Annotated in this window: 18 protein-coding genes; all 18 read right to left on the bottom strand. The window is 61.1% G+C overall.

Going from position 1 to position 24,299, the window contains the following annotated elements; all coding sequences use genetic code 11:
• The coding region (locus MWN76_RS21085; RefSeq protein ID WP_284500763.1) for a group II intron maturase-specific domain-containing protein at positions 1-150 on the bottom strand (150 nt) is incomplete at its 3' end.
• A gap of 2 nt (positions 151-152) precedes the next feature.
• On the bottom strand, positions 153-386 hold the full coding sequence (locus MWN76_RS19775; RefSeq protein WP_250464712.1) for a hypothetical protein: 234 nt from the start codon (positions 384-386) through the stop codon (positions 153-155).
• Between the two features lie 86 nt (positions 387-472).
• The gene (gene ligB, locus MWN76_RS19770) at positions 473-2,233 is read right to left on the bottom strand and encodes an NAD-dependent DNA ligase LigB (RefSeq protein ID WP_250464711.1); all 1,761 of its coding nucleotides are present in this window, start codon (positions 2,231-2,233) and stop codon (positions 473-475) included.
• A 307-nt stretch (positions 2,234-2,540) separates the two neighbouring features.
• Positions 2,541-3,464: an SMP-30/gluconolactonase/LRE family protein gene (locus MWN76_RS19765; protein WP_250464710.1), complete on the bottom strand. Its 924-nt coding sequence runs from the start codon at positions 3,462-3,464 to the stop codon at positions 2,541-2,543.
• Complete coding sequence (yjfF, locus tag MWN76_RS19760) at positions 3,457-4,428, bottom strand: galactofuranose ABC transporter, permease protein YjfF (RefSeq protein WP_250464709.1); 972 nt, start codon at positions 4,426-4,428, stop codon at positions 3,457-3,459. The genes MWN76_RS19765 and yjfF overlap by 8 nt, the downstream gene beginning before the upstream one ends.
• Entirely contained in the window at positions 4,425-5,516 is a 1,092-nt protein-coding gene (locus MWN76_RS19755; RefSeq protein WP_250464708.1) for an ABC transporter permease, read from the bottom strand. Before MWN76_RS19755 ends, yjfF begins: the two co-directional genes overlap by 4 nt.
• A 154-nt stretch (positions 5,517-5,670) precedes the next feature.
• Positions 5,671-7,161, bottom strand: a complete 1,491-nt coding sequence (locus MWN76_RS19750) for a sugar ABC transporter ATP-binding protein (RefSeq protein ID WP_250464707.1) — start codon at positions 7,159-7,161, stop codon at positions 5,671-5,673.
• Between the two features lies 1 nt (position 7,162).
• Entirely contained in the window at positions 7,163-8,110 is a 948-nt protein-coding gene (locus MWN76_RS19745) for an ABC transporter substrate-binding protein (RefSeq protein WP_250464705.1), read from the bottom strand.
• A 187-nt stretch (positions 8,111-8,297) separates the two neighbouring features.
• Entirely contained in the window at positions 8,298-9,362 is a 1,065-nt protein-coding gene (locus tag MWN76_RS19740) for an aldose epimerase family protein (protein WP_250464703.1), read from the bottom strand.
• The gene (locus tag MWN76_RS19735) at positions 9,349-10,941 is read right to left on the bottom strand and encodes an aldehyde dehydrogenase (NADP(+)) (RefSeq protein ID WP_250464701.1); all 1,593 of its coding nucleotides are present in this window, start codon (positions 10,939-10,941) and stop codon (positions 9,349-9,351) included. The genes MWN76_RS19740 and MWN76_RS19735 overlap by 14 nt, the downstream gene beginning before the upstream one ends.
• Before the next feature lie 168 nt (positions 10,942-11,109).
• Entirely contained in the window at positions 11,110-11,889 is a 780-nt protein-coding gene (locus tag MWN76_RS19730) for an SDR family NAD(P)-dependent oxidoreductase (protein WP_250464699.1), read from the bottom strand.
• A gap of 140 nt (positions 11,890-12,029) precedes the next feature.
• Positions 12,030-13,769, bottom strand: coding sequence for an IlvD/Edd family dehydratase (locus tag MWN76_RS19725; RefSeq protein ID WP_250464697.1), 1,740 nt, complete (start codon positions 13,767-13,769; stop codon positions 12,030-12,032).
• Between the two features lie 185 nt (positions 13,770-13,954).
• Positions 13,955-15,658 (bottom strand): glycoside hydrolase family 43 protein, encoded by a 1,704-nt coding sequence (locus MWN76_RS19720; protein WP_250464695.1) that lies wholly within the window; start codon positions 15,656-15,658, stop codon positions 13,955-13,957.
• Positions 15,659-15,672: 14 nt separating this feature from the next.
• A complete protein-coding gene (locus tag MWN76_RS19715; RefSeq protein ID WP_250464694.1) occupies positions 15,673-16,626 on the bottom strand; it encodes an alpha/beta hydrolase in 954 nt (317 codons plus the stop codon).
• A gap of 154 nt (positions 16,627-16,780) precedes the next feature.
• Positions 16,781-18,361 (bottom strand): cellulose binding domain-containing protein, encoded by a 1,581-nt coding sequence (locus tag MWN76_RS19710; RefSeq protein WP_250464692.1) that lies wholly within the window; start codon positions 18,359-18,361, stop codon positions 16,781-16,783.
• Between the two features lie 60 nt (positions 18,362-18,421).
• Positions 18,422-21,418 carry an endo-1,4-beta-xylanase gene (locus MWN76_RS19705; protein ID WP_250464689.1) on the bottom strand — a complete coding sequence of 999 codons (2,997 nt, stop codon included), beginning with the start codon at positions 21,416-21,418 and terminating at the stop codon, positions 18,422-18,424.
• 310 nt (positions 21,419-21,728) lie between these two features.
• Positions 21,729-22,874 carry a family 16 glycosylhydrolase gene (locus MWN76_RS19700; protein WP_250464687.1) on the bottom strand — a complete coding sequence of 382 codons (1,146 nt, stop codon included), beginning with the start codon at positions 22,872-22,874 and terminating at the stop codon, positions 21,729-21,731.
• 257 nt (positions 22,875-23,131) lie between these two features.
• Positions 23,132-24,298, bottom strand: coding sequence for a helix-turn-helix domain-containing protein (locus MWN76_RS19695; RefSeq protein WP_250464685.1), 1,167 nt, complete (start codon positions 24,296-24,298; stop codon positions 23,132-23,134).
• Position 24,299: the final 1 nt, after the last annotated feature.

Raw genomic sequence — 24,299 nt, 5'->3', positions numbered from 1 at the left:
CGGCTTACGCCACTGGCGCCAGTAGGCCATCCGTACTCTGCGCCTTATCCAGTGATCCAGATCACAACACAGCTGATAGCCGCTGGCCATGCCAAAGTAGTTGATCCAGCCACGTATAAATTGGCTGGTCCTAAAGAGCTGGTAGCGCATGCTTATAGCGCCTCCCGCGAGAAATTGACTATACTGTGCCCGTACATATTAATTGCTCTCTCTTTGAGAGCTTTAAGAAGTAATCGCACTTCAATAAGATCATTCCCGACGTCCGAGACTTCATCCTCGTTTTCAGGTGATTCACAGAGCCTCACCATCTTCTGCTCAAGTTCGGTGAGTGCTTCCAGAGTAATTTTCAGCTCTGACTCCGCCAGAGCAATTTCGAAACCTCCCATGCAGATTTACCCTTTTCCTGAGCACCTTCACGGCAGCAAGAACCGTTTACTTTCGGCCCGGCATGGATCAAGCCTTTCCAGCAGGCCTACTCCCCCATAGCCGCATCAAAACCCGACACTCCGCTTTCCTCCAATTTCTTACTCAACATCAACACGTCCTCGCTCTTGAGAAAGCTGCCCAGATCTTCACCACGACCAGATCCGATACCGGAAAGCTGCTGCCATTCCAACTCACTACGCGCAGCAAAGCCGGAAAATGTAGCATCATTCCATAGCTCCTCCGGGACCAAGTTTACCGAAGGCATCCCCAACGCAGCCATCCAACTCCGAAAGTCCCGCTCCCGCGCCTGCCGAAAATTCGCCAGCAACTTATCCGCCCTCTTCTCCCCAATCCCCGGCACAGCCATCAGTTCTTCTCGCGTCAGCGAAGTCCAGGCCAGCAGGTCCGGCAACAGCCCGGCTTCGTAGAGAGAGAGCCAGCGCGCCTCTCCCATTCCCCGGAATTCCAGTTTGTCCCCCAGCCACTCGGCCCGCGCCAGGAACTGGTCCACACAGCCCGGTTGCGGGTGCCAGCAGGTGAGCGGGCCGTAGTCGTCGGGATCGGGTACCGGCAATTTGACTCTGTCCACCGCCGGCAGTACCACATCGAGAATCTGCGGAATCGTCTGGCCGGCCAATTTCAGGCGTAGCTGGTCGCCGGGGCGGATATCCAGGGAGTGCCAGCGCTGGAAGGAGCCACTGCTGACACGGCGGATTTCGCGGTCGTCCAGCAGGGTTGGCTCTACCTCCACCACCGGCACGATGTTGCCGGTGCGGCCTACCGGGAATGCCACATCCACTACCGTCGCCAGTGCGGTGGCGGCCGGGTGTTTCCAGGCGGCGCTCCAGTGTGGTGGTTCGGCTTGCCATTGCTCCGCCGCCGGGCGGCGGCTCTGTTTCAGGACGATGCCGTCGGTGGCGAAGGGCTGGGGTTGGCGGTAGAAGTGCTGCCGCCATTGGCGCGCTTCATCAAGGGTCTTTATGCGGTGGGTGTAGGTGCTGATGTCGTAGCCCAGGGCTTTCAGGGCGCGCAGGCGTTGGGGCAGTTGTTCCGGGCCGTTGGGCCAGTCCCAGACGAACAGGGCCAGGGATTGGGCCTGTTCGTCGGATAACGTGTTCGAAGCCATGGCGCCGCTGGCGCGGCCGCGGGCGTTGTCGCCGCCCCCGGCCTGGATATGGTTTTGCAGACGCCAGTAGATTTCGCCCTGCAGGACCAGTTGCTGGCGGTTGTCCGGGATTGTTTTGTGGATGGCGGGGATGCGGCGGGCGTGGCGGGTCCAGTCCTGGCCGCGCAGGCCGTCGCCGCGGCTGATCATGCTGTGCAGTTTGCCTTGGCGGTAGACCAGGGTGACGGCCACGCCGTCGACCTTGGGTTGCAGCCAGATATCCTTGTGCTGCTCCAGCCACCGGGTGACCGATTGTGGGTCGCGGAGTTTTTGCAGGCCGGTTTGCGGGATCGGGTGGGCGATGGTGCGGTTTGATGATTGGCGCGGTGGTTTGGGATTCCGGGCCTCGTTGGGGAAGCAGTGGTTCCAGTGGCTGAGGGTTGTCCGGGCCTGGTCGTAGACGGCGTCCTCTACCAGTGAGTGGTGGTCCCGGTAAAAGGCGTTGTCCCAGCGTTGGATTTTTTGGCTCAGCCTGGTGATCTGCTGTTCGGCTTGTGGGGGTTTCCAGTTCGGGCAGTCTTTTGTGTTGGTGTTGGCCTTGGCCGGGGGTGTGATAGTGAATAGCAGGAGTAGTGCTGCCAGGGGGAGCAGGTGCCTGGGGCGGGCCTGGTTTTTTGGTGGTTTGGGTTTTGACGGTTCCATTTGTCGGTTTCGTTTTTTATTTTGGTTGGCGTTTATTACTTCCTTGTATTACGCGTGATTACGGCTGTTTGGGTGTTGCCGGTTGTTTTTTTGGGGCTGGTTGGGGGTTCGCCTGCGGTGCAGGCTCCTACGGTTTTTTTGCGCTTGGGTGTCCGGGTTTACCTTAGCGGAATTTTTGTTGGGGGTAAAAGAGAAGTGGCGGGGAGTAAGGGGATGGCGGTGCGCATGGCGCACCCTACTTTTTGGGGGGAGTGGTGCTGCAGGCGAAGCGATCTTCGCCTGCAGGCGGGCTCCTACCTGTGGTGGTTCAGGCGGTCTGCTGGATTGCCCGGGTGGATTCCAGTAGTGCGGTGCTGTCGAATACCGGGTCCTGCAGGCCCTTGAACGGGGTCTTCAGTATGAACAGGCCGCCGGCGCAGCGTTCGCGGTCGAGGGTCCATTCGCTCAGGGATTCGCGCGCGGAGGTGACGAACATCAGGTCCATGTTTTCACCACCGAAAGCCACGCAGGTGGGCTGGCTGACCGGCAGGGTGACGGCGCCGACGCTGCGGCTGTCGGGGCCGTAGCGCACTACCCGCGCGCCGCGCCACTGGGCGGACCACAGGTGGCCCTCGGCATCCACGGTGGCGCCGTCCGGGTAGCGGTGCATCAGGGTGCGGTTGAACAGCTGGCGGTTGGAGATATCGCCGCTCTCCGCGTCGAAGTCATAGCGGTAAAGTTTGCGCCTGGGGGTATCGGCAAAATAGAAGTGTTCGCCCTGCGGATCCCAGGCACAGCCGTTGGATATCCGGATATCACTCGCCACCTGCGTCACACGGCCGTCGGGGTCCAGGCGGAAGAGCCCGGCATCGGCGCGATCACTGCCGTCCTCCACCATGGTGCCGGCCCAGAAGCGGCCCTGGCGATCGATGCGGCCGTCGTTAAAGCGCATGCCGGAATTTTCCGGCAGCAGGGTTTTCCGCCACAGCACTTCGCCCTTCCGGTAGTCGAACAGCGCGAAGCCACTTTCGAAGGCGGCGACGATGCAGTTGTCGCGCTCGGTAAAGGCGAAGGCGCAGAGGCGCTCCGGGGTGTCGAACACTTCCAGCTCGCGGCCCGGCCACTGCAGCCGGTAGAGTCTGCACTCCTGGATATCGGTCCACCAGACGCTGTTATCGCGGTGGTTCCACTGGACCCCTTCGCCGAGGGTATTTTCTACATCGATAATGTCGATCAGCTGTACATCAAGCATGCGCCATTTCCTTGGAAGCCCGCGCTGTCAGCAGTCGCTGCATGGCGATAAATGCGAACAGCAACAGGCCGATAACAATTTTCGTCCACCAGCTGTTGAGGGTGCCGTCGAATGAGATATAGGTCTGGATAATCCCCATGATCAGGACGCCGATCAGGGTACCGATGACATAACCGGAGCCGCCGGTCAGCAGGGTGCCGCCGATGACCACGGCTGCAATGGCGTCCAACTCCATACCAACGGCCGCCAGTGAATAGCCGGAAAAGGTATAAAAAGAGTAGACGATCCCCGCCAGCGCCGACAGGAATCCACTGATGGCGTAGATCGAGATGGTGGTGCGGGCCACGGGCACGCCCATCAACTGGGCGGACTGGGCGTTGCCGCCGAGGGCGTAGATATAGCCACCCAGGCGGCTGTAGTGGGCCAGCACCACCGCGCCGGCTACCACCAGTGCCAGTATCAGCGTGGAGGCCCCCACCCAGGCATCGCCGGGCAGGAAGGCGCCGAAGTCCGCCACCGCGTCGTAGAAGGAATGGTCGATCGGCACCGACTTGTCGCTGAGGATGGTGGCCAGGCCGCGGGCCAGGAACATGCCGGCCAGGGTGACGATAAACGGCTGCAGTTTGTAGTAGTGAATCAGCGCCCCCATGGTGGCGCCGAACAGGCCGCCGCCGATCAGCACCAGCGGGAAGACCACCAATGGATGCAGGCCCGCCTGGCCGATCAGTACGCCACAGGCGACACCGGTCAGCGCGATCACCGCGCCCACGGACAGGTCGATACCGCCGGAGATGATGACGAAGGTCATGCCGATGGCGGTAATCGCGAGGAAGGCGTTGTCGGTAAACAGGTTGGCCACCACGCGGGTACTGCCGAAATGGTCGAACTGCAGCGAGCCGGCCAGGAACAGCAGCACGAACAGGCCGCCGGTGACATACAGGGAAGTAAACCTGGAATTCATCATGCTTCTGCCCTCTCCCCGACGGACTTGTTGTTCCTGGACCTGGCCAGTGCAATCAGCGCACCGATCTGCGCCTGGAAGCGCGGGCTCTGCAGCAGCAGAACGAAGATCACCACCAGCGCCTTGATCACCAGGTTATATTTGGGCGGCACGCCGCTCATGATGATGGTGGTGCTCAGGCACTGGATGATCAGTACCCCCACCAGCGACAGCACCAGCGAGAAGCGCCCGCCCATCAGCGAAGCGCCGCCGATCACCACGGCCAGGATGGCGTCCAGTTCCAGCCACAGGCCGGCGTTGTTGGCATCGGAGCCCTGGATATCCGCCGCGGCGATCATGCCGGCAAAGGCCGCACACAGGCCGGCGATGCAGTAGACCATCATTTTTACCGCGCGCGCGTTCACGCCCAGGTAGTGGCTGGCGCCGGCATTGCAGCCCACGGATTCCACGAACAGGCCCAGCGCGGTCTTGCGCATCAGCAGTTGCACGGCGGCGAACACGATCAGCACCAGTACGATCGGGAAAGGCACGCCGAGTACGGAACCGGTGCCGATAAAGGTGAAGGCTTCGTTCTGGAAGGTGACGATCTGGCCGGAATTGATCAGCTGGGCGATCCCGCGGCCGGCAACCATCAGGATCAGCGTGGCGACGATGGGCTGGATACCGAGGAAACTGACCAGGCTACCGTTGACGGCGCCGATCAGGATACCGATAGCCATACCGCCGGCGACGATAAGAAAAATACTGTCCACGCCGCCGACCAGCATATTGGCGCAGACGGCGCCGGCGATGGCCATGGTGGCGCCCACGGACAGGTCGATACCGCCGGTGGCGATCACCAGTGTCATACCGATGGCCAGCAGTGCCACCGGGGCGCTGCGGTTCAGCACATCGATCAGGCTGCCGTAGAGGCGGCCGTCGACGATTTTGATCTGGAAGAACTCGGGGGCCAGTACCAGGTTAATGGCCAGCAGCAGGACCAGGCCCAGCAGCGGCCAGAGGTAGCGGCCGTTGAGCGGCGGCAACAAGCCGCGCGGCCCGGCCGGCGAAACTGGCTGCTCTTTGGCGGCAGCGGGTTGTAGGTTGTTCACATCTCGCCTCTTTTATTGTTTGGTTTCGCTTTTGTTCTGGTTGATCTGTTTTTTGTTTGTGCCGGCTTTGGGTACGGTGCCCTTTTCTCTGGATTCCGGCATTCGCCGGAATGACGAGAGGTGGGTGTAGGAGATCCGCGCACCCAGGGGGCGTTCAGGCTTCGGCGATGGCCTGCATGATGTTGTTTTCGGAAATATCCTCGCCTTCGATTTCGGCCACTTTTTTGCGGTCGCGCATGACGGCTACGCGGTCGGAGAAGGCCACCAGTTCTTCCAGTTCGGAGGAGGTGACCAGCAGGGACATGCCCTCGCCGCAGAGTTTCTTGATCAGTTTCAGGATCTCGGCGTGCGCGCCGATATCGACACCGCGGGTGGGTTCGTCCAGCACCAGCAGTTCCGGGTTGGTGGCCAGCCAGCGGGCCAGGATGACTTTCTGCTGGTTGCCGCCACTCAACTGTTCGATGGGTTTGTCCGCATCCGGCGTGGCGATCTGCAGTTCCGCAATAAACCTGTCCGCCAGTTCCTGCTGCTCGGCGCGGCTCATGGGGCGCCACCAGCCGCGGCGGGCCTGTACCGCCAGGGCGATATTTTCGCGGATGGACAGCGGGCCGACGATACCGCTGGCCTTGCGGTCCTCGGGGCACAGCGCCAGCCCCGCCTCGATGGCCTCGGCCGGCTTGCGGAAACTGCGTTCGCGGCCGGAGAACTTCAGTTTGCCTGAGGATTTTTTGTCCACACCGAACACCGCGCGGCAGACTTCCGAGCGGCCGGAGCCCAGCAGGCCCGCCAGGCCCACGGCTTCGCCGCGCCTGACGGTCATTGAAGTTGGTTGCAGGGAGCCGCGTACCGCGACTTGGTCCATTTCCAGCAGCGGTTCGCCGGTGGCGCGCTCGTCGCGTTCCTGGGCGCGGTGCGCCTGGGCCTGCAACTCCTTGCCGAGCATATGCCCCACCAGTTCCTCGCGCGGCAGTTTCGCGGTTTCGAACTCGCCCACCAGGCAACCGCTGCGCAGTACGGTAATGCGGTCGCTGACGGCGTAGACCTGGTCGAGGAAGTGGGTGATAAACACGATACCGATGCCCTGGTCGCGCAGTTCGCGCATCACGCCGAACAGTTGCTCCACCTCGTCGGAATCCAGGCTTGCGGTGGGCTCGTCCAGCACCAGTACTTTTGCCGACATATCCACGCCGCGGGCGATGGCCACCAGTTGCTGGATTGCCACCGAGTAGCTGGACAGGGGTTGGGTGACATCGATATCCAGGGCGAAGCGCTTCAGCACTTCGCGGGACTGTTCGCGAATGCGCTTCCAGTCGATCAGGCCGAACTTTTTCGGCTCGCGCCCCAGGTACAGGTTCTGCGCCACACTGAGATTCGGCAGCAGGTTCACTTCCTGGTAGACGGTGCTGATACCGACGGACTGCGCCTGGGCGGTACTCTTCAGCCTGAGCGGCTCGCCGCGGTAGGTCATGGAACCGCCGTCGCCTTGCAGCGCGCCGGTCATGACCTTGACCAGGGTGGACTTGCCCGCGCCGTTCTCGCCCAGCAGTGCGTGGACCTCGCCTTCGCGCAGCTGGAAGTCGACACCGTCCAGTGCCTTGACGCCGGGATAGCGCTTTTCGATGTTGTTCAGTTTCAACAGGCTCATATCAACCACCCGTCCGTTTTCTGTATTCTTCCGCCGCGGTTTCCTGCGTATAGAGATCGCCGGTGGTGGTGATCTGCTTGTCGATATCGCGGTCGCCGCCCAGGTAGCGCTCGATCACATCGAACGCGGGCGCGCCCAGGTGCGGTGACAGTTCCACGGTGGCGTTGGCCGTGCCCTCGGCCATGGCCTTGAAGTAATCCGGCACGCCGTCGACGGAAACCACCAGGATATCCTCGCCCGGCTTCAGGCCGGCCTCGCGGATCGCCTGGATGGCGCCGATGGCCATTTCATCGTTGTGGGACCAGAGCGCGCAGATCTCTTCACCACCGCCCTCGGCCTTGAGCATGGCCTCCATGACTTCCTTGCCCTTGGTGCGGGTGAATTCGCCGGTCTGGCTGCGCACGATGGTCGCGTCCGGGTATTCGCCGATGACGTCCTTGAAGCCTTTCATGCGGTCGATGGCGGCAGTGGCGCCGACGGTGCCCTGCAGTTCGAGGATATTGCAGTTGCCGTCGGTCTCCCCCATCAGCCACTCGGCCGCGCGGCGGCCCTCCTCCACGAAATTGGAGGCGATGCGGGTCAGGTACATGGAGGGATCCCTGACGCGGATATTGCGGTCCAGGATGACCACCGGAATGCCCGCGCGCTTGGCCTCGCGCAGCACCGGCCGCCAGCCGGTTTCCACAACGGGGGCGACCATGATGGCGTCCACCTGTTGGGCCACGAAGCTGCGCACGGCCTTGATCTGGTTTTCCTGTTTCTGTTGTGCGTCGGAGAATTTGAGTTCGATGCCACGGCGCTTGGCTTCCGCTTTGACGGATTCACTGAAGCTGGTGCGCCAGCCACTCTCGGAACCGACCTGGGCAAAGCCGACGGTGATGGCGGCGGCGGGCTGGGCGAAACTGAGCGCCAGCGCGAGAGCACCGGTCAGTATCGGTGGGATTCTCATGGTCTTCTCCTCATCACAAGGATCTGGTTATATTTATTTTGTTTTTTTGGGCACTTTGCTTCGCTCTTTTGCCCATCCGACACAGAGTGCCGACATCCAGTTTTCGGGCCCGCTCTCTGGATTCCGGCCTGCGCCGGAATGACGATTCGGAGCTGTAGTCGTAGGGTGCGCCGTGCGCACCCTACTTTTATTCGGCAGAGAAACCGTAAATTGTTGTCTGCCGGTATTCCTCGCCCGGCTGCAGGATCACAGACGGGAAATTCTCATGGTTGGGCGCGTCCGGGAAACCGTGGGTTTCCAGGCAGAGCCCGGCGTATTGTTGTATCGGTGAACCGCCCTCGCGATTGCGGGTGCCGTCCAGGAAATTGCCGCTGTAGAACTGCACTCCCGCCTCGCTGGAGACGATTTTCACACTGCGGCCGGAGGCCGGGTGGGTGAGTTCTGCGATCGGTTTGAGCACTTTGTCCGCGCTTTCGTCCACGACCCAGAAGTTGTCGTAACCACCGGGCCAGGCATCGATATCGCGGCCGATTTTCTTGCGCTTGCGGAAATCCACCGGTGTGCCCTGCACGTCCTGCAGCTTGCCGGTGGGTACCAGCTCCGCGTCCAGCTCCAGCAGCTTCTGCGCGTGGATTTCCAGTTCGTGCTCGAGGATGCCGTCGCGCCCGGCCAGGTTCCAGTAGCAGTGGTTGGTCAGCGCCACCGGCGTGGCCCTGTCCGTGCTGGCGCGGTACTCGAGCGCGAGGGTGTCGTCCTCGCCCAGGCGGTAGGTCAGCTCCACGGCCAGGTTGCCGGGATAGCCGCCGTCGCCATCCGCACTTTCGCAACGGAAGGTCACCGACTGGCCGGCCGCGCCGGATTCGCTCTGCACCAGTTGCCAGCGCCGGGTACTCAGGCCCTCGGGACCACCGTGCAGGTGGTTGGGGCCATCGTTGGCCGGCAGTTGGTATTCGGTGTCGCCGATGCGGAAGCGCGCCCCGCCGATGCGGTTGGCGACGCGACCGGCGGTTACGCCGAGATACCAGCCGTTGTCCAGCCAGTGCTGTGGGTCGGCGTAGGTCAGCAGGATATTGTCCCGCTGGCCGTAGCGGTCTTCGGTCTCCACAGACAGCAGGCTGGCGCCCAGCTCGCACAGGCGCACACGGGTTCCCCGACTATTCGTCAGGGTCACCGTGTTCAGCGGCGCGGCGCCGGCGACCGGCAGGGCCGCCGACTCGATACCGCGGGGCATGGCCAGTTCAGACAGTGTCACTGGTCTTTTCCCCGTTCACCAGGCGCGCGATACCCAGCGGGTTATCGTTTTTCAGCGCTTCCGGCAGCAGGTTTTCCGGGTAGTTCTGGAAGCAGATCGGGCGCAGGAAGCGCTCGATGGCCTTGGTGCCCACGGAGGTGAAGCGCGCATCCGTGGCCGCCGGGAAGGGACCGCCGTGCATCATGGAGTGGCACACTTCCACACCGGTGGGGTAGCCATTGACCACGATGCGGCCCACGCGCTGGCGCAGCAGTTCGACCAGGTCGCCGTAGCTGCCCAGCTCGCCCTCGGTGCACTGCAGGGTGCCGGTCAGCTGGCCCTGCAGCGCGGCGACGGCCTGCAGCAGTTCGTCGCGATCACGGCATTTCACCACCAGCGAGGTGGGGCCGAACACTTCTTCCTGCAGTTCGCCGTTTTCCAGGAAGTCCTTGCCGCTGACGGTCAGCAGACTGGCCTGGCAGGTGAAACCGCCCTCGTCGCCGGTGGCTTCACCGGCGGCGACCTCTTCCACACCCTGCTGGTCGCGCAGCTTGGCGCCGCCGCTCTGGTAGCCCAGCATGGTGGCCTTGTTCAGCATGACGCCGGCGCCGACTTTGGACAGCGCTTCAGTGGTGGCACCGATAAAGCGGTCCAGGTCTTCGCCTTCCACCGCCAGTACCAGGCCCGGGTTCACACAGAACTGGCCGGTGCCCATGGTCAGGGAGCCGACAAAGCCTTCGGCGATGCCCTCGGCGGAACCTTTCAGCGCTTCCGGCAACAACACCACCGGGTTGATGCTGCCCATTTCGGCGAACACCGGAATCGGCTCCGGGCGTTCGTTGGCGAGCTTGAACAGCGCGGTACCGCCGGAGAAGGAACCGGTGAAACCGACTGCCTTGATGCCCGCGGACTTGACCAGCTCGGCGCCGACGCGGCGGCCGGAGCCCAGGATCAGGGAGAAGACACCGCCGGGCAGGCCGCATTTCTCGACCGCCTTGGCCAGCGCCTGGGCCACCAGTTCGCTGGTGCCCGGGTGGGAGTTGTGCGCCTTGACGATCACCGGGCAACCGGCGGCAAAGGCGGACGCGGTGTCACCACCGGCGACGGAGAAGGCCAGCGGGAAGTTGCTGGCACCGAACACGGCCACCGGGCCCAGGGCCTGGTTGAAGCTGCGCAGGTCGGGGCGCGGCATCGGCTGGCGATCCGGCAGCGCGGTGTCGATGCGTGCGTCCAGGTATTCGCCCTTGACGATCCAGTCGGCGAACAGGCGCAGCTGGCCGCAGGTACGGCCGCGCTCGCCCTCGGCGCGGGCGCGCGGGTAGCCGGTCTCGGCGGAGACGCGTTCCAGCAGTTCGTCGCCCAGCGCCATGATCTCGTCGGCGCAGGCGTTCAGGAACTCGGCGCGCTCGAGCGGCGAGGTGTTGGCGAATTTAGTAAAGCATTCGGTGGCGGCGTTGACGGCCTCTGCCACCTGGAATTCATCGGCGCAGGTGAACGCCGGTTCGAGGTTCTCGCCGCTGGCCGGGTTGACGCCGTGGAAGGTGTCGGCGCGGCCGTCGAGCCATTTGCCGGCGATCAGTTGTTTACCTGTAAGCGGCATATTGCGTCTCCTTGGTGTTCGTTACCTTGTCGGTACGTGAATTGCGGGTATCGGGCCGTATCTCCCGGCAATTGCCGGGGAAATACGGTTCAGAACCGGGGTCGAAAGGATGCTCCAGGCGACCCGGCGCAAAAATGTTAACGCTACCAGCGCGTTGTGTCACTCAAATCAGATCCAGCCGCCGTCGACGATAAAGTTCTGGGCGGTGCACATGGCGCTGTCGTCGGAGGCCAGGAACAGTGCCATGGCGGCGATGCTCTCCGGCATCAGGCGGTCGTTCAGGCACTGGTTGCGTTCGATATCCTTCTGCGTGTCCTCGGTCACCCAGTGGGTCAGCTGTTTTTCGGTCATGACCCAGCCGGGCACCAGGGTATTCACGCGGATCCTGTCCGGCCCCATGTCCCGCGCCAGGCCGCGGGTCAGGCCCTCGATGGCGGCCTTGGAACTGGTGTAGCCGGGCATGCCGCCCTGGGCCGCGTGCCAGCTCATGGAACCGAAATTGATGATGGAACCAGCACCCTGCTCTTTCATGTAGGGGTACACCGCCTGGGCGGCGAAGAACTGGTGGCGCATGTTGACGGCGGTGTGCCTGTCCCACTCTTCCGGCGTGACATCGCGGAAGTCGTGGCGCAGGTCGTTGGCGGCGTTGTTGACCAGGACCGAGATCGGGCCCAGTTCTTCGGCGGCCCGGGCGATGGTGGCGCGCAGGCTGTCGATATCCGTCAGGTCGCACTGGTAGAAATTCACCTGCGCGGCGGAGTCCTGCGGTTTCTCACTGCGCAGCCGCTCAACCAGCGCCTCGGATGTCTCCCGCTGGATGTCCAGGAAAGCGACCTTTGCGCCCTGCTGGAAAAACGCCTCCACCAGGCTGGCGCCGATGCCGGAGCCGCCGCCGGATACAAATACGGTTTTGCCGTTCAGGCTGGGGTATTGGTTGGTCAGGTTCATCGCTCGCTCTTGTGTTCTTTAATACTGCTGATCGTGCTGCAAGCCCCGCCTTGCAGGAGCCTGCCCTGCAGGCGAAACGCGCACGACTCCGTAGCCTTTCGCCTGCGGGGCGGGCTCCTACAGAGCCGGGCGGATTTCGCTCAGTGCGAGTGGCGCGGCACCTCGGCGCCGCGACAGCCCACCAGGAAGTCGAAGTCACAGCCCTCGTCCGCCTGCAGCACCCGCTCGCGGTATATTTCCAGGTAGCCGCCGGTAGAGGCGATCACGTGGTTTTTCTTCAGTGACTCGAGGCGCGAAGCCAGTTCCTCGTCGGGGATCTCCAGGTTCAGGATGCCGCCTTCCGCATCCAGGTGGATCATGTCGCCGTCGCGCACCGCTGCCAGCGGGCCCAGCTCCATCGCTTCCGGGGCCACATGCAATACGACTGTACCAAACGCGGTGCCGCTCATGCGCGCGTCGGAGATACGCACCATGTCCTTGACGCCCTTTTTCAGCAGCTTCGGCGGCAGGCCCATATTGCCCACTTCGGCCATGCCCGGGTAGCCCTTGGGACCGCAGTTTTTCAGCACCATCACGCAGGTTTCATCGATATCCAGGTCCGGATCGACTATGCGTTTCTTGTAGTGGTCGAAGTCCTCGAACACCACCGCGCGGCCGCGGTGGTTCATCAGCTCGGCGCTGGCCGCGGACGGTTTCAGCACCGCGCCGCGCGGCGCCAGGTTGCCCTTGAGGATACAGATACCGCCGCTTTCCACCAGCGAATTGTCCAGGGTGCGGATGACATCGTCGTTGTAACAGGGGGCATCCTGCACATTTTCCCAGAGGGTCTTGCCGTTGACCGTCAATACGTCGCGGTTCAGCTTGTCCGCCTCGCCCAGGCGGCGCAGCACGGCCGGCAGGCCGCCAGAGTAGTAGAATTCTTCCATCAGGTACTCGCCGGAAGGCTGCAGGTTGACCACGGTGGGCACTTCGCGGCCCTCGGACCAGTCGTCCAGGCTCAGGTCGACGCCGATACGGCCGGCGATGGCCTTCAGGTGAATCACCGCATTGGTGGAACCGCCGATAGCCGCATTGGTGCGGATGGCGTTGTGGAAGGCCTCCTTGGTGAGCACCTTCGACAGGGTCAGGTCCTCGTGCACCATGTCCACGATGCGCATGCCGGACATGTGCGCCAGGGTGTAGCGGCGCGAGTCCACCGCCGGGATGGCGGCATTGTGCGGCAGGCTGGTACCCAGGGATTCGGCCATGCAGGCCATGGTGGAAGCGGTACCCATGGTGTTGCAGGTACCGGCGGAACGGGACATGCTGCCCTCCGCGCTGAGGAATTCGTGCAGGGAGATATTGCCGGCCTTGTACTCCTCGTGCGCCTGCCACACGAGTGTGCCGGAGCCCACATCCCGGCCCTTGTGCTTGCCGTTCAGCATCGGGCCACCGGTGACCACGATGGAGGGCAGGTTGCAGCTGGCGGCCCCCATCAGCAGTGCCGGGGTGGTCTTGTCGCAGCCCACCAGCAGCACCACGCCGTCGATCGGGTTGCCGCGGATCGCCTCTTCCACATCCATGGAGGCCAGGTTGCGGGTCAGCATGGCCGTGGGGCGCAGGTTGGATTCGCCGTTGGAAAAGACCGGGAATTCCACCGGCACGCCGCCGGCTTCGCGGATGCCGTTCTTGACGTGCTCGGCGATCTTGCGGAAATGTGCGTTACAGGGGGTCAGTTCTGACCAGGTATTGCAGATACCGATAACCGGTTTGCCATCGAAGTGGTGATCGGGAATACCCTGATTCTTCATCCAGCTGCGGTACATGAACCCGTTCTTGTCACGCGTCCCGAACCAATTGGCCGACCGCAAAACCGATTTTTTCTTATCTTCACTGGCCATTATTAGAACCCCATTTATTCTCTCATAACTATTATTGTATGACTTATTAATTTACAGGACAAGCACCCCCGCGAAATCGGGAGTGATCCGGGATAGCGGCAGGCCCGCCCCCACCTGGCAGGCAGGCAGGCTGGCGGGCAACAGAGCCCGGGTGGCGCCGCAGAGTCGGGCGCGGCGACACGCGACTATTGCTGTAACACCGGTCCCCGCCGGAAAGGAAGTGGATCGTCCAGCCTGAAGTAGTCAAAATCGGCCGCGCCGCCCGCCTCCCGGGTGGCAAAGCTGAACAGGCCGAAGCGGTAGCCCATGAAGTGCGGCAGGGTGTACTGCATGGCCAGCGGCCCGCCGATCGGGCTCCACTGACCGCCTTCGGGGCGGTAATAGAATTCGGCGGTATCTGCCCCCCGGCGGAAATCGGCCTGCGCCCTGAGGTATACCGTGTTTCCCTCCAGGGGTACCCGGCCCAGCTCCCGCGGCGCTTCCCCTTCCGCGCTGAGCATGGTGACAAAGCGCTTTCCGCCCTCCCGCCTGACGCCGACATAGCCGTAGTGCTTCTGCAGCAGTGCCAGGCCGGCCACATCTCCGGCGCGCATCGCCGACACATCGATACGCACCGTGGCGGCGCTCTCCGGGCCGAACGTGCGCTGGGTCAGGGTATTGCGGGTTTGTAGCAAGTCCGGATCCACACGGCCATTGGTCAGACGCAGGTAGCCGGGCCGGTCGGTGAGAGACCAGTAGTCCGGGGCCGGATTGTGATTCCACTGCCAGGCAAGGGGCAGTTCGGGCCGCTCGAACTCATCCGACGTGACGATACCGGCAGCATTGGTATTTCCCGCCGGTTTTCCATCCACCGAAATATCGAGGGTTGCGGGGACGACGCCTTCCCGGCCCAGTATCGGCCAGCCATCTTCCCAACTGACCGGCACCAGATAGGGAATACGGCCCACGGCGCCGCGGTCGCCGAAGAGCATCGCGTACCAGTCGCCCTCCGGCGTCTCGATCAGGCCGCCCTGGGCGATGCCCTGGTATTGCAATGCCACCCTGCCCTCGTACGGGCCGGTGAGCCGGTCGGCACGATGGATCACCACCGTGCGCATGCCCTGTCGCGGCCAGGTGATATTCATCAGGTAATAGCGGCCATCGATCTTGTACAACTGCGACCCCTCGGCCGGCAACATGATATCTTCCCCGGCCGGCCTGCTGGCATCGGCGATGATCACCTGGTTGACGCCATCGGCTTTTATTCCGGAGAAATCGGGCTCCAGTTCGACCAGCCGGATCTCGTCACTGCCGTAGACCATATAGACACGGCCGTCGTCGAAGAACAGGGAATGGTCGTGCAGGTCCGGCTCGAATGCGGTCTCCTGCCAGTTCCCGCTCTCGATATCGTCCGTTGTGTACACATGGGTTTTGCCGGAAGTCGCGGAGAAAGTGGACACATAAAACCGTCCTTCATGGTAGCGCAGGCTGCTGGCCCAGGAGCCCTTGCCGTAGGCGTTCTGCCCGCCGTCCAGATTCATCTGGTCGTTGTCCACCAGTTTGTCGTAGGCGTAACCCAGCAGTTCCCAGTTCACCAGGTCCCGGGATTTCATGATCGGCAGCCCCGGATTCATATGCATGGTGGTACTGCTCATGTAATAGGTATCGTCGACGCGGATTACCGATACGTCGGGCACGTCCGCCCATATGATGGGGTTGCGGGTTATGGGGTTGCGGGCCTCGGCGGGCCCGGCTTCGGCACCCTCGTGCGTGTCATCTGGAGCGGCAGCCCGTTTGTCCGCGCCTTTCGCCCCGCATGCCATCAAACCGAACGACAGGGCCATCGCTGCCACAACGCAAAGCAGCGGCCGGACATAGCGTCCGGCCTTTACAGATTTTTTACTTTTCATCGATCAATACAAGGTCACGAATTGGCGGCGAGAAAGTCGTTCACTTCCAGCCAGTGCATAAAGGCATTAAACCAGCGATTGCTGGTGCGGTCCGGATTGCCGAGACCGAAACCGTGGCCGCCATTCTGGTAGAGATGAAACTCGACCGGTCGGCCCGCCTCGAACCAGGACTCGATTGCGCCGAACCGGCCGTGGAAAAGAAAATCATCGCTGGCGATGACATTGAACATGGGCGGCGCATCCGCGGGCACCTCGACCGGGCCCATGCCGCCATAGATGGGTCCGATAAAGGCCAGGTCCATGGTTTTGGAATTGAGTGTGGAATGCATCGTGAGACCGGCGCCCGCAGAGAAACCGATCATGCCCAGGCGATCGGTATCCACGCCCCACTCACTGGCCCGCTCGTTGATCAGAGCATAGGCGGCCTCGGCATCCTCGAGCTGATTGGACAGGTCCCAGCGCGGCGGGCCTGACGGTTTTTCGCCATTTTTCTCCCCATCGGGAGACGCGTCCGCATCGGCGAAGAGCTGCTCCATCGATTCCCTGAAGCCGTCGAGCGATTCCGGTGTCGGCTGCAGGCGGTATTTGAGCACGAAGGCGGCAATGCCCCGCTCCGCCAAGGCCTCTGCAACCTCCCAGCCCTCGTTCTTCATCGACAACCACCGGAAACCACCGCCGGGCGCCACTATGACCGCCGCGCCGTTCGCCTTGTCCGCGTCGGGCAGGAAGGGAGTGAGGGTTGCGGTTGAGATGTTCCGCGCCATCGGGTCTCCCCATTGGCGGAACCAGGTCTCGGGCGCAGTCTGTTCGTCGACACCACCGGTGCCCAGCGGAATGGCATTCGGCTCCTCGGGGGTCTCGAGCGGGTAGATGGTGCCGTCCTGCGCCGTGACGGCAGTGGTGAACAGGAGCGCCGTTGCGGCGAACAGGAATGACAATGCGAGAGAGGCTTTTCTGGTCAGCTTCATAAATACACCAGTAATTATTGTGTTATTGATCATTGGAACTTGTCGACTGCCTCATGAAGTCCATTTCGAAACAGAGACGCAAAATTTCGGGCGCCCAGCCCGCAAACCACTGCGCGGCGGGCGCCCTCTCCGGTCACACATCCCGTGACTGGGTTCAGAACCGACTGAAGAAATCCCAGACGGCGCTGGAGTAAAAGGACGGCGTCGTGTGACCTCCATTGAACGGGCACCAGACCACAGGATGCCCCGCATCGCAGTTTTGATACTCCACACAAGGTGATGGATTCGTGGGAACCGTGGTATTGGAGCAGTTATTGGCCGAGAGATACAGATCTCTCGCCTCCTCCCCGCTGCCAAACCCGACCACACTGTCACTGGTCCCGTGGGTTATCCACGCCGCCATTGGCAGGCCACTGTCGTTGTACGGCGTCCAGAGCGCGCCGGATGCGGGGGCAATGGCGCGGAAGGTGGCGGCCATCTCGCGGCCCACGGCAAAAGACATCATGCCACCGTAACTCCAGCCGGCCGAGAAAATCCGTTCCTGGTCAATACACAACGAGTTGTTGAACTGGTCGAGCATTGCCCGCAGGAAGTCCATGTCGCGGCCGTTGGTGTTCGTCCAGCCGTCAGTGCCGTCGGCGCGATTGGGCGCTACAAAAATCGCCGTATTGTTCGACAGTCCCTTCAGGTTGTAATAGGAATCGTTGGCGACGTTGTCGGCGCTTCCGCCCCGCCAGTGCCATGCGAAGACCAGCCGGTAGGGATTATTCACGTCATAGCTGACCGGGATATCGATGATATATTCCCGGTTCAATCCGCCGACGTTGAGGCTGTGCCGACCGCTGTTCAGGCCCGGGGCAAGGCCACAACCCGCCGACCCGCTGCCGCCGGAACTGGACGAGCCGCCCGAGGAAGAGCTGCTCGAGGAAGAGCCGCCACCGGAAACGGAACCGAAGTTGATATAGCCGTTGCAGTGCAGCCATTCCGTGTTGGAACCGCCCCCGCATTCACCATCCCAGGCTCCGGTGTTTTCACTCTGGTCTTCGGCCTCGCGGACGACGCCGTTGACGACGATGTAGTCGACCTGAACATCGGCGTCGTCATCGTTGTCGTTAGTGAATTCGACCAGGATATCGCCACTCAGACTGGTGTTGACACTGAAATCCATGAAACCGGTGCCCAGCATCCAGCTCTGCACGTCGGTGCCGCCCACGCTCAGGGTGATCGACTCAGAACCGGTGGTGCCAAGCGCGCGCACGCTGATGTTGTTGCCACCGCCGCTGGAGGAAGAGTTGCTCGAACTCGAAGAACTGCTGGAAGAGGAGCCGCTCGAACTCGACGAACTGGAAGACGAACTGCCACCATCCGGCCCGCCGTTGCCGATACAGACGGGCAGCTCGAAGCTGCCGTCATGGGTTCCCTGCAAGCCGAAAGTGGCGCTCTGCCCCTCCGCCAGGTTGCCGTTCCAGTCACAGCAGTTGCTGAACGACGGGGTAGCGGTATCGCCGCCGCTGTCGACCACGTTCCAACTGCTGGTGACATTGGCCGGCTCATCGAAAGTAAGTTGCACTGTCCAGCCGTCGATGGAGCCCGGGCCGTCATTGGTCACCGTGACATCCAACTGGTAACCGCTGCCCCAGACATTCGAAACCACGGAACAGCTATACGAAGCAAATGCCTGCGCTGTCGACAGTACACCGGACAGCAGCAGGATAAATCTCAATAAGATTTTCATCGGATCGCTCTCCTATCATGGTGGGTCCCCAGGTCCGGCAATCGCCTGAAGATCTATTACTTATTGTTCCAGGTAGTTCATCAACCAGGTCATGGCCGGGCGGTGCGAGCCATCGCTCCGGATAAGGCCGCTGTTGGGCACCCAGGTCTGGCCGACCACATAACCCCACAAGGTGATGCCCGCAACCGACGGATGACTGAAAAACATCGGGAATTGCTCCTGCATGATCTGCAGCTGGACCTGGTCGTCGGCATGATTGACGTCGTACTCGGAGATATATATTGGCAGACCCAGAGCAGCCACCGCGTCAAGGTTGTTCTGGAGATCAGTCAGGGACCAGTCCTCCAGACCGTGCGCCTGCAGACCGATCGCATCCACCACCCCGGCTTCGACAGCCGGTCTGGCCATATCGATAAACTCCTGGTTGTTCCAGCTCAGCACGTTGTAATCGTTCAGGATCAGGATCGCATTCGGGCAATACTGCCTGGCCAGCTCAAAAGAACGGATGATCCAGTCATTGCCGAAGGCACTCTGTGCATAGCCGGCCGGCGCGTGGCCGGGGGTGGCCTCGTTGACCACATCGATCATCTCGGTGTTCGGGTAGCGTGCACAGTAGTCGCGAATCCATTCCTCGATTTCAGCGGCCTGCTCCGAGGGGCTGAGGTTGTTGATCCAGCCCGGCGACTGGTTTCCCCACACGAATGTATGCTGCTTGAACGGAATGCCATTCTGCTGGGCGAAGTTGTAGGCCGCATCCAGGCCGCTCCAGTTGTACTGGTCGCGGGTTCCTTCCACACTGCTCCACTTGCCTTCGTTCTCGGGGGTGATCTGATCCCAGTACTGCATAAAGTCGGAACGGACCTGGCCGCCCGTAGTGATATTGCCCACGAAGAAATCGGGACCAGGGTTGGGATCCGGGTCGGTGCCGGATACAGGACCAAAGTTGATATAGCCGTTGCAGTGCAGCCATTCACTGTTTGAGCCACCACCGCACTGGTCGTTGCCCCAGGCGCCGGTGTTCTCGCTCCGGTCCTCTGCCTGGCGGGTCTGGCCGTTGACCTGCACATAGTCGACCTGGACATCGGCATCGCCGTCATTGTCGTTGGTGAAGGCCACGGTGACATCGCCGGACAGTTCGGTGGTGGCCGTGTAGTCCGCCATGGCGGTGGACAGGGTCCAGCTCTGGACATCGGTGCCGCCCACACGCAGCGTGATCGACTCGGTGCCGGTGGTTCCGAGAGCGCGCACCAGGACAGTACTTTCTCCACCATTTCCGCCGGAGCCGGTGATTTCGCCGGCGGACGCCGTCAGTGTAATCCGGTCCAGCCCCGCGCCGTCCTCGCGCCGCAGAATCCGCAGTGTGTGCTCACCCGCCGACAGGTTGTCGAAGGTTGCCGGCATCAGTGTTTCCCAGCCGCTGGTGGCGGTATTGTTCTGCGTGGCCCACGAACCCGAGTCCAGCTTGTAATAGAAGGAATCGTCATCGGCGTTTGACATATTGGCCCGGACCTGGAACTGCACGCCCGCCGCTTGCGAGAGTGAAAAAGGAATCACGACCTGGCCGGTCTCGCCGTCGGACGGTGAACTCAGTATCTGGGTGCCATTGTTCGGCCAGGCAATGTATTGCCCGCCGGAAGCGGCCCCATCGAACTCGACATTGAACGGAGAAAAACCACCCTGTCCGGACAGGCTTTCCAGCTCCACCTCCAGGGTACTGCCCCCGACCCCACCACCGGCAAACCGGTACCAGTTGAGGTTGAGCAGATAGTCGCTTCCGCCGGAAAAGCGCAGGAAGAGATCGTGGAGACCGGTCACGGTATTGATCTGCGTGGAAACCGTCTGCCAGCTCTGCCATCCCCCGGTATTGCCGACACTGAGACTGCCGATCGGCTGGCTGTTCACATCGTCGAGAACAATCTCTACGGTGCCACCGCTGGTATCCGAAGCGACACTGGCCTCGAAGCCGGTTGCGCCGGAGCCGAAGTCGACATTGGAAATCTTCACCCAGTCGCCGTCCTGGATAAATGCCAGGTTGCGGGTACCGGTCGCAGGGCCTTCGGTCTCGATCCCCTGCTCGTTATCGATGGTTTCCGCTTCGTTTCTGGCAAAGGGATCGACGTTCTTCCGCTTCGGTACGCCCGCGGATCCGGCATTGACCTGCTGTATGCTGCCGTCGCCGTTATAGAAGAGCTGGTCCGCGTTGATGGAGCGCTGGTAGGTACTGGCACCGCGCGCGTTGGCCACCGCCCGGTTGTGGTAAAAGATGTACCACTGATTGTCGAACTCCAGAATGGACTGGTGGTTGTTGTTACTGTTGTTCTCCCAGGGATTGGGTAGCACGGTGCCCCGGTGCACAAACCCCGAAGTCGGGTTGTTACTGGTCATATAGTCTATCGCCAGCCCCGCTTCGGTATTGGTGGAGTAGGACAGATAGTAAGTGCCATTGCGCTTGTGCATATACAGCGCTTCAAAGAAATTGGGAACATCCAGCGTGATGGCTGAACCACTGGTGCTGATCATATCGCTATTCAGCCGGATCACGCGGGCGTTGCCCGGCCCGCCGCCACCGAAATACAGATAGGCCTGGCCATCGTCATCGATAAAAACGCCGAGATCGAATACCCAGTCCACATTCGCATTGGGCGTATTCCGGTCGACGAGGGGACCGCCCAGGGGATCGGTAAAGGGGCCTGTGGGGCTGTCACTCACCGCCACGCCAATCGAGCTGGCGCCGTCCGGAAAGTACAGGTAGTACTGGCCGTTGCGCTCTATGATATCGGGCGCATAGGCCAGGTTGGCCCAACTGGTATCGGTACGCGAGTCGAATACCACACCGTGGTCTTGCCAGTTGATCATGTCGTCCGACGAGAACATGGTGTAGTCGTGAAGCTCGCTGTAATCCGACTGGTCTTCCTGATCGTGCGTGGTAATTACATACATCCGACCATCGAATACCCGCGCCGCTGGATCCGCCGTATAGACCTGCGATACCAGCGGGTTGTCCGCGAAGCAGACGGTTGTAGCCGACAACAGAAAGGTTGCAAGGGAACCTTTCATCAGAGTTTTCATTCCACGCGCCCTGGACATGAAGTGCCCGCTCCAGCCCTTCGAGGGCGGGAGCGACAGGGTTTGTTTTGTGAGTTTCATGGGTTTTCTCCAGAAATGGTTTTTATTGTTACCGCCGCTCTCTCTCATTCAATCTGGCATCACCGGAATCGCGCATCATCGCACTTCCATGGGATTTATCGTGCCAGGAGGCTCTTTATACAGAGCCAGACCAAAATCACCTGCTTTTGACTCCTCTCCCGGGAAACCTGCCAACTCCAGAGAAGACAGGTTCTACGGTTTGCTTATCGGAGAGGCTGTTTTACCACCAGAAAACAGAGGCCCACGGGAAATCGCCGGCACTGGCCTCAAAAATGTAGAAGTCGCTGGAACCCTTGGGCGGCAGTGGCGCCCCCAGGGAAGTCACGGCTGGGCCCGAGCCGTTTACTGTCACGGAAATGGATCGACCGGAGAAATTCGCGACGCCCCACCCCTGGATCGCCTGCTGCGTGCGGAAGCAATAAGCTCCCTGGGTGTTGAAATTACCCGAGTTCCAGGACACCACCGGACAATCGCCGTCATCCGGTCCGCCGGAGGAAGAGCTGCTGCTCGATGAGCTGGACGATGAACTGGAGGAAGAGCTGGAAGAAGAACTGGAAGAGCTGCTGGAAGACGAGCTGGAGCTGCCGTTATTGTCTACGGGTGGCGTGCCACTGAAGCCTTCCTGCCCCTCATGGGTCATGGACAGCACCAGGTAGCCGTCAACCGCCTCGGCATTGGCCGGAACCAGGTCCGCGCGATTCTCGGCGAAAGTCCAGTCGGCCTTGCTCCAGCGGCCGGTATCAAAGGAATTGAAATCATCCCGCCACTCGAAGTCGAAACCACCGCCGTTCCAGCTGTGGTACTCGATCCAGTTGACGAACATGTGTACCGGCAGGATGCTGTCGTCCCATGGACCGACCCAGGAGGGGATATTCGGTGGCCAGAAGTTGAAACGGGCCTGCGCGGGATTGATCAGGTCGCCGGCCTGCCCTCCCTGTGTTTCCCGTACCACCTGCCCGTCGACCAGCCAGCGCACCCACTGTGGCGTCCATTCAATGCTGTAGGTATGGTAGTCCTCGGCAAGTGAGACACCGGCGTTGTGCACCTCCTCGGACGTGATTCGGCTGTCTAGGCCGGTGATGATATTGCTTTGCCACGAGCGGGCACCGCCCTGGCCAAAGACCTCGATATCAACCTCTTCCCAGGTCACCCCCTCCAGTTCTGAGCCATCTTTCCACAGGAAGAAATTGGATATGATACCGCTGCCCTCGGCTGCCCGCATCCGGAATACATACTTGCCATAGAGCTGGCTATCGTTGGTAAGAATTTCCGCGGCCTTGTACGGTTTGGCACCGGCGGCCATGGGTGAGAGTGTCACGGCGGCAATCAATATTGCGCGTATGACGTAGAGAGTTGACTGGAACACGGCTTCTCCTCGCTGAATATATGAATAATTTTTATTTAACTATCCGTCAGCCGCCGGAGATTGCCCGGGTACGACTTCACCATGTCCATCCGGACAGTTGGATCCGACGACACAATCGCCTGCCCCCCCCCCTTGATGAGACGGGCACGGATCAAGCGACAGCCTGGAGAGAATCCTATGGCTACCGCAGCGAGTAAAGCTGCAATTTTTGCAAGACAAGAATTGAGACGCTCAACCATACCCGATGTGCCGCCTTTTCAGCCGGGCTGGCCCGATAGACAACGGCGTCGGTATTCCGTAGGGGTAACACCGGCAAACTTCTTGAAGAACCGGTTGAATGTGGCTTTGCTGTTGAATCCGGATTTTGAGGCGATATCAAGCACAGGATTATTGCTATTCGCCGGGTCGGCCAGGCTGCGCTTGGCCTCCTCCACACGATACCCGTTAACATACTCGAGAAAATTTCGGCTAAACCGACGTTTGATCAACGAAGATACCTGGCGAGGTGGTAGTTTCACGTACCCCGCGAACTCTTCCACAGTCAGCCTGGGATTGAGGAACAGTTTTTCTTTTTCCATGGCCGCGCGAATCCGATCGAGGTGGCGCGGCCCTATCGGACCCCTGCCCTCGGACCGGTCGCGTTTTTCGCCCTGGCTGACTGCCCCGCCGAGAACACCTGAATAGATCAGACTGTAAAACACTAGACTATTGACCAATACAAAGATCATGTAATTGCCAGTGATCCCCATCGTGTCACTGATATCTCCGGGGCGATACAGGCCAAAAATGTGCGTGAAGAGACTCCAGCTCCAGGCCAACAGGAAACCGCCAACCAGCAGGTTTAACCAAACAAAATCGATTTTCTCGATACTTGAGTAACTTTCTTTCAGTAAGGCACGATAACGGGCGAGCTGATAAAGGCAGGCCAGGCCGTAGATAACCACGGCGGCTTTTTGCATTGTAATGAATATATCGTGATAACCGTCCGTAGAAGTGAAAATTTCCAGGCCGAGAACGAGGTCTCCCTGCACAGACGCGGGATAGCGATGGTAGGCAAAGTACAGGTAAACCTGCGCAGCGACCGCCGGCAGCAGGTGCAGGAAACTCAGCCGACGAAACGGGAAGTCGCTATAGATCATCGACCGGGTATACCAATACAAAACCGGCCCCAGCAGGAAATAGGAAAACCCGAAAATGAAGAACAGGTTTGGCGATATATGGAACACCCGATAGCGAACCGCTTCCCCCCAGTAGACAAGGGTATCGACCGCAACCAGCATGTTCAGAATCAGAAAAATCGCCAGCAGCGGGTGGGCGAAAGGTCTGCCGCTCCGATGCACCAGGAACAGTACCGCAAGAATGCTGCATTCACCGGCGATCAACAGCAGGGCGACATCATGAATATTGAAGACGACCCCCTTCATA

This window comes from Microbulbifer litoralis, from assembly GCF_023634065.1.
GTDB lineage: Bacteria > Pseudomonadota > Gammaproteobacteria > Pseudomonadales > Cellvibrionaceae > Microbulbifer > Microbulbifer litoralis.
Note: the sequence above shows the minus strand (reverse complement) of the source record. Positions and strands in the feature narration are given on the sequence as shown.